This window comes from Streptomyces sp. NPDC006925 (assembly GCF_042869575.1).
GTDB lineage: Bacteria > Actinomycetota > Actinomycetes > Streptomycetales > Streptomycetaceae > Streptomyces.
The window spans coordinates 24,102-36,818 of record NZ_JBIAGB010000022.1; the positions used below are offsets into that span (position 1 = coordinate 24,102).

The window sequence follows — 12,717 nt, forward strand, 5'->3', positions numbered from 1 at the left end:
AGGGCGGGGCCGATGAGCGGACTACGATTCGTCGACGTGTGCGCGGGAGCGGGTGGGTTGTCCCTCGGGCTGGAAGCCGCCGGCTTCGAACCCGTACTGCTCCTGGACAACAAACCCGCGGCCTGTGGGACGCTGCGCATGAATCGCCCGGCATGGCACGTTCTGGAAGCAGATCTGCTGAGCTTCTCCCCTTCCCGGCATCAACAGATCTACGACGTAGATCTGCTCGCGGCGGGTCTGCCTCGCGTGAAGTCCAGCGCGACCGTGGCACGGACCGACACCGAGGCCGAACTGCGTCTTCTGGAGGCGACCCTCTACCTGGCACACGCCGTGCGGCCCCGGGCTCTGCTCATCGAGAACGTGCCGGAACTGGTCGACGCAGCGGACTTCGAGCCCGTCCGCGACTTCATCCGCCGGGAGCTGGAGCATCTCGGCTACCGCTTCGAATGGTTCGTCCTGAACGCGGCCGACTTCGGGGTGCCGCAGGTCCGGAGACAAGGACTGCTCGTCGCGCTCCGGACGGAGTATTTCGAGGGTTTCCGTCCGCCGGAGCCGACAGTGCACGAGCACCTGTCGGTGGGCCGGGCACTGCGCCGCTCGATGGCCATGGGCGGGTGGCCGGAAGCCGATCGATGGGCTGCACAGGCGGCTGGCGTGGCCCCGACGCTCGTGGGCGGATCCGACCGGCGTGGGGGTGCGGACCTCGGACCGACCGGAACGAAGAAGGCCTGGGCCCGGATGGGGGTCGACGGGGGCACCGTGGCCGACAGCGTCCCTGGGCCCCACTTTCACTGGCTCCCGGAGGCGGGACGCCATGGGATGGTCAGGATCACCACGGCGCAGGCCGCTCTGCTGCAGGGCTTCCCGCCCGACTGGACGTTCAGCGGGAGGAAGACAGCCCGATATCGCCAGATCGGGCACGCTTCCCCGCCGCCGGTGGGCGAGGCGCTCGGGGTGGCGATCGGAGCCGCACTGAACGCTTCCGGTTCGGTCGACGGATACACTTCAACCCCATGACCAGCCCAGGCACACAGGAGCATCATCTCGACGGAGTCCGCATTCTGGACCTCTTCGCGGGTCCCGGCGGCCTCGACGTGGCCGCACACTTCCTGGGCTTCAAGAGCGTGGGGATCGAGTGGGACCGGAACGCCTGCGAGACACGTTACGCAGCCGGCCTGCCGACGATCCACGCCGATGTGAGCGTCATGCGCGAGACCCGCTTCCAGGAGATCCCCGCATCGGTCGACGTCCTCGCCGGTGGGCCGCCCTGTCAGTCCTTCTCGGTCGCGGGCAACGGCGCCGGGCGGCGGGCGCTGGACACGGTGAAGGAGTTCATCCACCGCCTCGTGGAGGGGGAGGACGAAGCCGAGATCGACAGGGACCTGCACTCCTTGGGCGATCCCCGGACCGCATTGGTGCTGGAGCCGCTGCGCTGGCTCCTCAAGGCCATCGAGACGGACGGTCGTGATCCGTACAAGGTGATCATTCTGGAGCAGGTCCCCGAGGTCCTGCCTCTCTGGGAGGTCTACGCGAAACTCCTGCGCGGCGGCGAGGGGAGGCTCAGGGGCGTCAAGTACGAGGCCGAGTGCTGGAAGCTGAAGACCGAACAGTTCGGCGTGCCGCAGACCCGGAAACGCGCCGTGCTCGTCGCCCGACTGCCCGGTGACGGAGCCATCCGACCGCCGAAGGCGACCCACCAGCCCTTCGATGTACTGCGCGGCAGACGCAATGCCGCGCAGCCGGACATGCTCCCGACCGACGCGGCGGCCTCGGGCACCGAGGCGCGCTGGATCTCCATGGGAGAGGCCCTCGACACGGCGAGCCGGGTCGAGGGCTCGCCGGTGGACGTGTCGCGGCTCCGCACGGACGGCGGCATGAAATTCTTCGTCGTCTCCAACTACGGTTCCGGAGGCGATCCCAAGAACCGCGGTCGCCGCTCCTCCGCCGAGCCCGCCTTCACGGTCACGGGGAAGATCTCCCGGAACAAGGTGTACAGGAGCCTCGCGGAGTACGAGGCGAAGAGGTGGGACCGTTTCACCATCCCCGAATCGGGGGTGCTCCAGACCTTCCCGCACAACTTCCCGTGGTCCGGGAACGACCGGGCCCAGCAGGTCGGCAATGCCGTGCCCCCGCGCCTGGGCATGCATGTGCTCGGTCGCGCCCTGCGCGGAGCGGCGCCCTCGGACGAGGAGTTGACGGCCGCGAGCACCTGGCCGAACGTGCCCCGGACAACCACGGAAGAGCTGCGCCGGCTCGGGTGCGGCGATCGGAGTCAGTGCCCTCCCGACTCCCACAAGGTCATTCGTCCTCGTGGGGAGCCCTCCCCCTGACAGGTGCCTCCGCGAAGAGCTCTGCGAAGTGACCCACCAGGATCTCGACCGCCCCCGGCTGCACGGGCTGCTCCTCCGGCCCCTCCGGCAGATGGTCCCTGGGCGACGGCAGAGCTGATTCGGCTCCCGCGATCCAGTCGCGCAGCGGCTCTCCGTCGCGCTCCGCGTCAGGAGCGAGGACGTCGTACATCAAGGTTGCAGCGGCGGCGTTGACCGCGGATGTCAACGCGTTCACCTCCCGCCCGGTGCGTACCGTCCCCCGTTCCATCATTCCGACGAGGGCCAGTGCCGTGGGACGGTGATCGATGACATCGAGTCGGAGCGCCGAGTTCAGCATGTCCTGGCTGCCGCATGTCGCCACCACAGGTTGATAGTCCGAGCCGTCTCGGAAGAGTTCGGCCGCCCACCAGAGGCGCGCGAAGGCCTGCTTGTAGTGCGGGCCGACGAACCTGTCGCGCGCCACCCGCGCTCGGGAATCGCTCCTGTTCGGATCCGACAGGTGTCGCCAGACGACGTAGTCCGGGGCCACACCGACTGCCAGATACGTCCAGAACTGCTTGTCGGCGGCTTCCTTGCGGGTCATGCGCAGCGTCTCGTGCAGCCGCGGAGCCAACCATGCGTCCGCCGCCGTGGGGCGCTCGTGCCGGAATCGGCTCAGCGCGTCGTCGATCAGATCCCGCACACGGTGCAGCCGCCAGCGCGCATCGTCGCCGGGCATCGGCTCGGCGACCTTGTTCAGCGCGATCGACGGGATGTCCTCCCGTCCTTCGAGCACTCCTGCGGTGAGGTGTTCGGCAGCATGCACGTCGGAGAGCAGAGCGAGCTGTTCCGGAAGATGTTCGGGACGGGAAGTCACGCGGGTGTCTCCTGGTCGAGTCGTGCGATGTCACGGACGCTGTCGGCCAACTCCTTCGGGACCTCGGCACGGCGGGCGGCCGCATACTGGATACGCGGCTGCAGATCCGTCCAACTCCCCTCGCCGGTACGGCGGCGGTGCACCTCGCGCAGCGCGTCCTCCTCCGACCGTCCCGGGAGGACATCCGGGAGCATCTCCCTGAGCACGGCGCCGCGCCAGTCGGCCGGGAAGAGCGGCGTCCCGTCGTCCTCGATCTCCAGATCCCCGATCGCCGTGTGGAAGACCGCGACCCACGCATCGGCACACACCTGGGCCATCAACAGCCTTCCGAAGAGCTTCTCCGTCTTCGTGCCCTCGGCTTCCACGAGCCCAACGAGGCCCTCGAAGTCCGAGTTCAGGCGGACAGCCGGAATCCGTCCCGAGGTGTCCACGACCCATGGCGCGTCGCGGAAGTCGCGCAACCACTCGGCACCTCGCGCGAAGCTGACCGTGGTGACGTCCAGTTCGCGATCTCTGCGGGGGGCCGCCGCTGTCATGTCGATCAGCCACTCACGCTCGGTGCAGGCGATGATCCGTCCGGACACCCCTCCGACGGTGGCGACCACGTACACGACGAGCGACGCCCGATCCATGTGATCGTCCCGGTCGAGTTCGACCTCCCCGATCCAATCCCCGCCTGTCTCCGCAGCCGGCCGCAACCGGGCCACGGTGCGAGCGTTGGTGGCCCCCTCGGTCAGCACGGCGACGACCGAGACGTCGGACCAGTGGCCCTTTCTCTCGATCTCGCGGGCAGGGACGGTAGCCCTCAGGGACAACCGTGCGGTCTGCCAGTCGGCGCGTTCGGCCATGCCGAGCGCCACGACCTGATCGACGACCGAATGTGCCCTGGAGTCCAGCTGCTCGCGGGCGTCCCCGGGACCACGGAGTCGTACCGCGGTGACCCCTGCAGTCACCTCGCCGGTCGGTCGAGGGTAGGGATACGCCCTCACGCGATGATCTCCTTGCTCTCCTGGAGTTCGACGACGAGGCTGGTCAGCGCGGCCCGCGTGGACTGCGTGGACACATCGGTGACCCCTTTGAAGACAGCACGACGAGCGCCCGGCGAGAAGCGCAGCACTCCATCGACCGCCTCACAATTGCTGACTGCGACCAGTTCGGCCCACTTGACCACCGGCCGGGGGCCCGACCGGACCTCAAGCTTGGCCACGGGGTTCATGTGCCATGGTCCGCCGCTCGAGGGCACCTTGACCTCGCCGGTGACCTGCCATGCGCCGGAGGAGGAACTCTCCGCCTGCAGCTCGTCCAGTTCCGGGGCCGCCGTTGTCCCCTTGGCCTTGCCTGTTCGTCGGCCCTTGCCCGAAAGCTTGAGTCGATGTGCGACTTTCTTCGTGCCGCGCGGCTTCTGCTCCTCGGGAATCGCCACCAGAGCCTGCACGGCCCGGTTCGTCTCGGTCGTCAGAGTTGCGATCCGCCGGTGGGCCGAGGGCATGTAGCGCATCCTCAGTTCCTCCGTCTGACCCCACTTGTTGTGTTCGGGAGGCTCCGAGGACCGCAGGAACTCCTCGGCCTCGGCCGCGAACGGCGCGTCGTCCCCCGCCGCGCGTCCGGCGAGCAGCACCGCCTGGAACGGGTTGGTTCCGACCGGGATACCGGCAACCGGACTCGTCTTCACGGTCATCCGGTTTCCACGCATCGCGGTCACCTGATTGATCCTGCCGTCCGCGTCCGAAGCCTCCGTCACCAGGAGAACCGCCCGGTGCTCGCCCGCCGTGTCCGGGAGACCGTCCCGCGCGGGGAGCTTCAACGGCACGGTCACGCACGCCACCTGTCCCGCCTCCGTGAGGCGCTCCACCGTGCTGCCACTCAGGAACGCCTCGAGAGCACGCGAGCGCGCGGGTTGGTGACGATGCGGGTCGACCCGCTCCTCCGCGATGTGCTCCACACCGTTGCGCAGCGTCCGCACCGATGCCTCCAGCATGGGCTGCTGCTCGCCTCCCCCCGTCATCGCGGCCCAGAAATTGCGCCCCAGCGCCCGAACCAGTCGCTGGTGCATGCGCTCCAGGCTGTCCTCGTCGTCGCCCGCGTCGGCCTCCTGGGATCCGCCGGCCTCGAGACTGGCCACATCGTGCGCTCCGACGATCAGGAAGGACGTGCCGGGAGCAGCGTCCTCTCGCGTCAGATGCAGGTCCGCGACCGTCTTTTCGTCGGCCCACCAGGAGCGGACGACCTCCGGGTTCTCCGCCTCGGCGTCCGGCAGGCCCAGCCAGGCGGGTCCGGCGTACCGCCGGCCCGCCACCTCCCGCCACGGCAGATCGAGGCGTCCGATAACCCGGCGTTCCGTCCGCCCCTCGTGCGGCCGGGAGAGCGTGGAGTTCATGAGGACGAGGCCCAGCCGGCTGGTGGCCCACAGCGTGGCCTTCCCGAGCCCGTAGGACCCGCCGGCCGACGTGTCGGACTTGCGACTTTCCAGCTGCCGACGCACCACTGCGGCGAAGCGACCGTCCCCGTAGTCGTCGCCGGTCAGGCCGTTGGCGTTGTAGTCGTCGACACGTAGCAGTACCAGTCGATCCCGCTCGGCCATCTCCCGCAGCCCGGCACCGATGACGCGGCCGACCTTCTGGTCCTGCGCTGCGGCTGCTTCGAAGTGGGGGTGGATATCGCTCCATCGAATCGCCGAACGGAACCGGGCCAGCACCTCGCCGGTGAGTTCATGCAGGGTGTAACGGACGCCGACCGGGCGGTCGTTCGACCTGTCGCGCTCGTCGAGGCTGTTCTGCGTCGCCTCACGGGCCAACACCTCCAGATCGGCCTCGAAGGCGAAGGCGGCGGCATTGCCGAACTCACGCCCCCCGTCGTCGTGTTCGGGTCGGTGATACCAGACAGCAGGCCTCTCCGTGTTCCCGGTCTCCCGCTGTGCCTCCGCCGGGGACACCTTCTCGGGTTCGCTCGTGCCCCCGAACACCACCCGCAGCGCCACAGCATGCTCTTCGCGGGGCTCGGAGCGTCGCGCGAGCCAGGCCTCGATCAGTGCACGCGTCACCCCCAGACGGCCTGCGAGTTCGACTTCGTCCATCTCGTGCAGCTGCATGCGCTCGGCCAACCACGTGCCGAATTCCGTCTCGTTCGAAGCCACCCGCTCTTCTCTCCCGTCGGACCCGTTCGTTGCATCCGGTGTGTCGACATTCCTGTCAGTTCCGGGCCTGCCGACACGCTTTTCCCTCCGCCTCTGCGGACGGCTGTGTGGTGCGGACCTCACGACAACCATTTCCCTGCCGCTACGGACGATCTTCACGTCGTGCCGCGGTGCACCGCCCTCTTGCGGCTGCTCGTACACACAGGTACGAAGCTGCTCCAGGGCACGCTTCTCCAACTGGCGGATCCTTTCGCGCGTGAGTCCGAGCTTCCTGCCGATCTCCTCCAGCGTCCAGCATTCCCCGTCGACGAGCCCGAAGCGCAGTTCGATGATTTCGCGAGTTCGCTTCGTGAAAGCACATGCGTCGAAGAGTTGGAACAGTTCTTCGCGAGCGAATTCTTGCCGCAGCACCTGCTCCGGACCCGGCACCCGACCATGCTCGTCGACGACGAGGTCCCCGAGTGTGATGTTCTCGCCGACCGGCTGATCCAGCGACAGAACCGCACGATGCAGCAGGGGCAGGTATCGCCTCACCTTCTCCGGATCCAGCTCGCACGCCAGGGCCAGATCGTCCACGTCGGGGATCCCGCCCCGCTCCAGATGAGCCCGCTCCGCCTTGCGCAACCTGTTCAGGTCTTCCCAGACGTGAACGGGGAATCGGATCAGCGAGCCTTCGTTCGCGATCGCCCGGGAAATCGCCTGCCGGATCCACCAGGTCGCGTAGGTGGAGAATTTGTACCCTCTGGAGACGTCGAATTTCTCCAGGGCTCGGATCAACCCGATCGTTCCCCACTGCGCGAGATCTTCGTGCATGGAGGCTCTCGCCGGATGCCCCGTGTCGATCAGAGTCTTGTGCACGAGCCGCTGGTTGTGGGCGACCATCGCGCTCATCGCCCGATACGCCTCGCTGCCTCGGGACAGTGTGGCCACATATCCCTCGGGCAGCGGCTCCGAAACCCCTCTCTCCCCTCGGAACAGGAGGCAGAGTCCGACCTCCTCCTCGGCCTTCAGCACCCGCCGCGGGTGGACCAGCCTCCGGTCGACCTCAAGCAGGACGCGAGCGGCTCGCCGAGCACTGTCGGTGCCTTCGCGGTCCGGCGTCGCTCGTGGGGACACGGGATGCGGGGGCTCCGGCTTCGCCTGGGGGACGTGTGCCTCCGACCGCTCGGGCCGCTCACCGGAGTCCGTCGGCAGATCGCGGATCCTCGCTCCGTCCGGCTCGAACCCCAGTGTCTCCCGGTCGTGTTCGTCGGCGACGGAAGCCGCGGCCACGGCTTCGTACAGTGCCTGTGTCCGCTGATCGCCGAGGCGGGCGGCCCTCATCACCTGGCTGACGGCGGCATGCCGGTCGACTCCTTCTTCGGTGAATCGACGTATGAGTCGTACCAGCAGGTCACGTCCGGCGTCGGTCATCCGCCCTGCGTCCGCGTCATCCGGATCCGTGACCATCGCTCTCCCGCCCCCACGCTGCTGCTCGATCCCCCGGCAAGTCCATCATCGGTGAGCCGTGCCTGCCAGCACTTCCGGCCAGGAGCGGCCCGCGAGACGCCCGGTGTTTGTATTTTTGAGGGGCACATCGTGTGACCGTGGGGAGAGTGGATGCGCATCATTCCGAGCGAGATCTCGAGCCGGACCAGGAGCAAGGCCGAGCGCGATGTGTTCGCAGCGTTGCGGGCGATCCCCGATGATCAGAGCGTGGCACTGCACACCGTCCACCTCCCCAAGCACCACAAGAAGCGAGTGGGCGAGATCGACTTCGTGGTCATCACGCCCGACATGCTGCTCTTCATCGAGGTCAAGGGCGGACGCATCGTCCAGCGCGACGGCAAGTGGTACTACGGACCGTACGGTCGGGAGGGCCGGAAGGAGGAGAGCCCCTGGGAACAGGCCAACGGGGGGATGCACGAGTTCGAGCGCGAGATGAGCGCCCTGGTCGGCAATCTGAGACGCCAAGGTGTGCTCGGCGGCTATCTGGTCATCACGCCGGATGTGGACATTCCCCGTATGACGCACTTCGAGCCCGAGCAGTATCTGGGGACCACCGCGTGGGACGGCGGGCGCGGCCTGGCTCGGGGAATCGAGCGGGCCACCGCCCACTGGCGGTCCGAGAACAAGTGGGCTCGTTCCATCTCCCCGGCACTCCGTAGGAAGATGCTGGACGCCATTCGGCCCGACTTCGACCGGGTGCCGAACCTTCGGTCCCGGTTGACCGATCTCGACGCCGCCTTCGAGCGTCTCACCACCGAGCAGATGGAAAAGCTGGACGAGGTCGAGTCCAACAAGCGACTGATCCTGACCGGTGGCGCGGGAACAGGCAAGACGTTCCTCGCCGCGGAGGCGGCACGCCGCCGAGCCGCGCACGGCAGCGTTCTCTTCACCTGTGCCGGCACCACGTTGGCCACACACATGGCGCGCGTCCTCGCCGACGACGCGACAACCGTCCTGCCCTTCCACCGGCTCGACGAGGTGAAGGGTCGTGTCTTCGACCAACTGATCGTGGACGAGGCACAGGATCTGATGAACGTCGACTCCCTTCTCGGCACCCTGGATCCGCTGCTCGCGGGGGGCCTTTCCGAGGGGCGCTGGCTCTTCATGCTGGACCAGAACAACCAGGTGCTGAACCTGGACGCCTATGATCCCGAGACCTGGGAGTGGCTGTCCGACCTCGGCTGCGTCGTCGGCCCTCTGAGGCGCAACTGCCGCAACACGCATCAGATCGTCGATCAGGTCCGCTCGTACACCGGTGCCGACCTGGGCGTCGCGTCGGCAGGCGAGGGTGAGCAGGTGCGCTTCCCCGCCGTGCAGGACGTCCGGGACGAGGCGGCGGCTCTCGACGCCTACATCGACGACCTCGTGGCCGAGGGCGTCTCCCCGGAAGAGATCACCCTGCTGTCCGTCTCCGGCGACTGGGAGACCAGCTCCGCCCGGCTCTCCGGACGTGCCTCCAAAATCCAGCGATTCACCGATGTCGTCGGGAGCGACAACCGGAAGCGACGGCCGCTCTGGTCCTCGGTGGCGGACTTCAAGGGCCATGAGAACCACATCGTCTGTCTGATCGACCTCGAACCCGCACACCTCGAAGGTCGACTCGACGCGATCTATGTCGCCTGGACCAGGGCGCGCTCGCAACTGTGGATCGCCTGCCGTCCCGGTACGCGTGAGCTGCTGAAACAGCTGGGGATCGCGGTGCTGAGGAGGGAGGCACAGTCCGCATGACCGACCTGGGCGAGAAGGCCGAGATCCTCTCCGATCACCGCGACGCGTTCGTGTCCTATCTGCGGGAGCAACTGGTGGGGCCCGCCGGCGGCGAGGACGAGATTCTCGTCGACCCCCCTGACCGCCGCTATCTGATGGGCACCCTCTACCCCCGCGGCGCCTCGCTGCAGGCGCACTCACAGACGGAGGGCGAGGAGGACTTCCACGAGACCGCTGCCGGAACCGGCGAGGAGGACAACTTCGCGGACGATCCGGTGGCCGAGGCGAACGCGTGGCTCCCGTCGTCTCTCGGCGTCTCCTTCTTCACCGACGCACGAGAGATCGAAGTGAGGTGCGAGGCCTCGCGCTATCTCACTCACCGCGAGGGCGGACGCCGCGGCTGGCACAGGCAGCCGCGGCTCGTCTCCCGCAGGAGTGTCGAGAAGGACGACCCGAGCCCGATGCAGGTCCTGGAGGGGCACGGCCGTCTGCACGTCCGATGGCGTCCCTACGCTGCGGGACACCTCGTGACGTGCGTGCTGGCGAACGCCCACGACGAGGAGGAGAGCAGCCACAAGGACCGCGATCTGATGCTCTTCCAGGCCGGGTTGACCGCCACGACCATCGGCGGGGAGGTACTCGAGTATCCGAGCACCCGTCTCAACAGTCGTGACGAGGAGGAGCAGGAACTCCGCGTCCAATACCGGCACGTCGTGACCCGGGCCGTGGGGCACGGATGCGCCGTCGAATGGGACGGCGGGGGCGACGACGTGCCCCCACCGGTCACCTCCGTCCGGGCCCAGGTCATGCCTCGGCAGGTGGTCGCGCACATCAAGCCGGACGGCCCCCGGGACCTCCCCGTGCTCCGGCTCGCCCACCTCTCGCGCACGGATCTCTCGTCGGACGCGCTCGGAGCGGAGCTGCGCGCATTCGCCCAGGACTACCGCGGCTGGCTCCACGCCCAGCGCCGGGAGGCGGCATCCCTCAAGCCGTGGGCCGCCGCCCCCGCCGCACGGATCCTCGACCGCATCGCGCGCGCGGTCGACCGCATCTCGTCCGGGGTCGACGCCCTCACCGCGTCGACCCCCGCGGGAGCCGCGGCCCGTGAAGCCTTTCGCCTCGCCAACCGTGCGATGGCGCTCCAGATGCTGCACAGCCGTCCGGAACTGGCGGGCAGCCGACGGACCAGAAAGAGCGACCTCGTCGAGCTGACCGAACCGCCCGACGACTACGCCTGGCACCCCTTCCAGCTCGCATATTTCCTGCTCGTGGTCGAGGGCCTGATGAACCCGAACCACGAGGACCGGGAGACGGTCGACCTCATCTGGTTCCCCACCGGCGGCGGCAAAACGGAGGCGTATCTCCTCACCGCGTGCTTCGAGATCCTCTGGCGTCGGCTGCGGTTCGGTGCGCAGGGCGGCGGCACCGCCGTACTGAGTCGCTACACGCTGAGTCTGCTCACCACGCAACAGTTCCAGCGGACGGCCACCGCCGTCTGCGCGCTGGAGTACATCAGGTTGGGATTCGACGGAGCGCTCCCGCACGACCTGGGGGAGGAGCCCGTCTCCGTCGGGCTCTGGGTGGGCCAGCAGACGACGCCGAACCGGATCGCGGACGCACAGGACGAACTCTCCGCGCTGAAGCAGTTGCACTCGCCCGACGACCGCTTCCTGTTGGAGCGTTGCCCCTGGTGCGGAACGGAGATCGTGCCGGAACGCCGGGGCGTGGAGAAAGACTTCGGCATCGTGGCCGACGGCGTCACGACGGGCTTCTTCTGCCCACGCTCCACCTGTGCGTTCCACGAGCGACTGCCCGTGTCCGTCGTGGACGAGGAGATCTATCGCGAGCCGCCGACATTCGTGCTCGGCACTGTGGACAAGTTCGCCCGGCTGGCCTGGGAACCGGAGGCCGGAAGTATCTTCGGGCGCAGAGACGGCAAGCGGCCACCCTCACTCGTGATCCAGGACGAGCTGCACCTGCTGGCCGGCCCGCTGGGGACGACCGTGGGCCTGTACGAATCGGCGATCCTCCAGCTGTGCACCCGCGACGGCGCGGCTCCCAAGGTCATCGCGTCGACGGCGACCATCCGCCGTTCGCAGGACCAGGTCCGCGGCCTCTACGGACGTCCGACCCAGCTCTTCCCGCCGGCGGGCATCAAGGCCGGCGAGTCCTTCTTCGCCACGCCCGACACGCACAGGCCGGGCAGGCTGTACGTAGGTGTCATGGCGCAAGGCCACACGGCCTCGACCTCGACGGTCCATGTGGGGGCAGCGGCCCTGCAGGCCCCGAAGGAGGTCGGCGACAACGACACCACACGCGACGCCTACTGGACCGCGGTCGCCTACCACAACAGCCTCCGGGAGCTGGGGCGGACGGTCACGATCGCCCGAGACGACATTCCGGCCCGCCTGGATCATCTGACGAAGGACGACTCCCGACGACGCAAGCTGGACGACGACTCGGTGGTCGAGCTGACCAGCAATATCGCGCGGGCCGAGCAGCCACGGCTTCTCGAGCGTCTCGGCAAGAGCTTCAAGGAACGCGGCAGCATCTCGTTCCTCGCCACGACCAACATGCTCTCCGTCGGCGTCGACGTCCCCCGGCTGGGCCTCATGCTCATGAACGGTCAGCCCAAGACCACGTCGGAGTACATCCAGGCGACCAGCCGCGTCGGCCGCCGCCATGTCCCCGGACTGATCGTCACGCTCTTCCGCTCCACCAAACCGCGGGACAGGTCTCACTACGAATCGTTCGGCGTGTACCACAGCTCCCTCTACCGGCACGTCGAACCGACCAGCATCACCCCGTGGTCCATGCCCTCGCGCAACCGGGCACTGCACGCGGTGCTCACCATCCTGGTCCGACACGGGATCAAGGGCCTCCATTCCGAGAACCGGGCCGGCGAGATCCTCGACCACCTCGACGAGGTCCGCGGGATACGCGATCTGGTGCTGGACCATGTGCGTCGCGCCGACCCCGACGAGGTCGGTGCCGCGACCGAACAGCTGGACCGACTGATCGAAGAGTGGCAACAGCAGGCCGAGATCGCACGCGGAGACGGAACCCGTCTCTACTACCGGCCCCAGGGGCGGTCGTACGAAGCGCTGCTCACCGACTTCGGCAAGCAGGACGGTCTGTGGGAGACGCCCCAGTCGATGCGCAACGTCGACCGTGAATGCCTGCTCGTCGTGAGAGGAATGTGA

At 68.0% G+C, this 12,717-nt stretch carries 7 protein-coding genes; 4 read left to right on the plus strand and 3 right to left on the minus strand.

All coding sequences use genetic code 11. The annotated features are described in order from the left end of the window. The first annotated feature begins 12 nt into the window (after positions 1–12). Entirely contained in the window at positions 13–1,017 is a 1,005-nt protein-coding gene (locus ACFYNS_RS24750) for a DNA cytosine methyltransferase (protein ID WP_388605129.1), read from the plus strand. Next, positions 1,014–2,330, plus strand: a complete 1,317-nt coding sequence (locus ACFYNS_RS24755; RefSeq protein ID WP_360291712.1) for a DNA cytosine methyltransferase — start codon at positions 1,014–1,016, stop codon at positions 2,328–2,330. Before ACFYNS_RS24750 ends, ACFYNS_RS24755 begins: the two co-directional genes overlap by 4 nt. Here ACFYNS_RS24755 and ACFYNS_RS24760 read toward each other — a convergent pair. Genes ACFYNS_RS24760 through ACFYNS_RS24770 form a run of 3 tightly spaced genes read right to left on the minus strand, consistent with a single transcriptional unit; the run spans position 2,299 to position 7,732 of the window. Continuing rightward, positions 2,299–3,186, minus strand: a complete 888-nt coding sequence (locus ACFYNS_RS24760; protein ID WP_360291714.1) for a DUF6339 family protein — start codon at positions 3,184–3,186, stop codon at positions 2,299–2,301. The two genes, ACFYNS_RS24755 and ACFYNS_RS24760, sit on opposite strands and share 32 nt — an antisense overlap. Further along, the gene (locus tag ACFYNS_RS24765; protein WP_360291717.1) at positions 3,183–4,175 is read right to left on the minus strand and encodes a hypothetical protein; all 993 of its coding nucleotides are present in this window, start codon (positions 4,173–4,175) and stop codon (positions 3,183–3,185) included. Before ACFYNS_RS24765 ends, ACFYNS_RS24760 begins: the two co-directional genes overlap by 4 nt. Next, positions 4,172–7,732, minus strand: a complete 3,561-nt coding sequence (locus tag ACFYNS_RS24770) for a sigma-70 family RNA polymerase sigma factor (protein WP_388605132.1) — start codon at positions 7,730–7,732, stop codon at positions 4,172–4,174. The genes ACFYNS_RS24765 and ACFYNS_RS24770 overlap by 4 nt, the downstream gene beginning before the upstream one ends. A gap of 186 nt (positions 7,733–7,918) precedes the next feature. Between ACFYNS_RS24770 and ACFYNS_RS24775 the strand changes: the two genes are divergently transcribed. Beyond that, positions 7,919–9,535, plus strand: coding sequence for an NERD domain-containing protein (locus tag ACFYNS_RS24775; protein WP_360291723.1), 1,617 nt, complete (start codon positions 7,919–7,921; stop codon positions 9,533–9,535). Then, positions 9,532–12,717 (plus strand): helicase-related protein, encoded by a 3,186-nt coding sequence (locus ACFYNS_RS24780; RefSeq protein WP_388605134.1) that lies wholly within the window; start codon positions 9,532–9,534, stop codon positions 12,715–12,717. The genes ACFYNS_RS24775 and ACFYNS_RS24780 overlap by 4 nt, the downstream gene beginning before the upstream one ends.

What these genes read in the sequence shown, in the direction of transcription:
- ACFYNS_RS24780 (WP_388605134.1), top strand. Translation starts at nt 9,532, where the DNA reads ATGACCGACCTGGGCGAGAAGGCCGAGATCCTCTCCGATCACCGCGAC.
- ACFYNS_RS24755 (WP_360291712.1), top strand. Translation starts at nt 1,014, where the DNA reads ATGACCAGCCCAGGCACACAGGAGCATCATCTCGACGGAGTCCGCATT.
- ACFYNS_RS24750 (WP_388605129.1), top strand. Translation starts at nt 13, where the DNA reads ATGAGCGGACTACGATTCGTCGACGTGTGCGCGGGAGCGGGTGGGTTG.
- ACFYNS_RS24775 (WP_360291723.1), top strand. Translation starts at nt 7,919, where the DNA reads ATGCGCATCATTCCGAGCGAGATCTCGAGCCGGACCAGGAGCAAGGCC.
- ACFYNS_RS24770 (WP_388605132.1), bottom strand. Translation starts at nt 7,732, where the DNA reads ATGACCGACGCCGGACGTGACCTGCTGGTACGACTCATACGTCGATTC.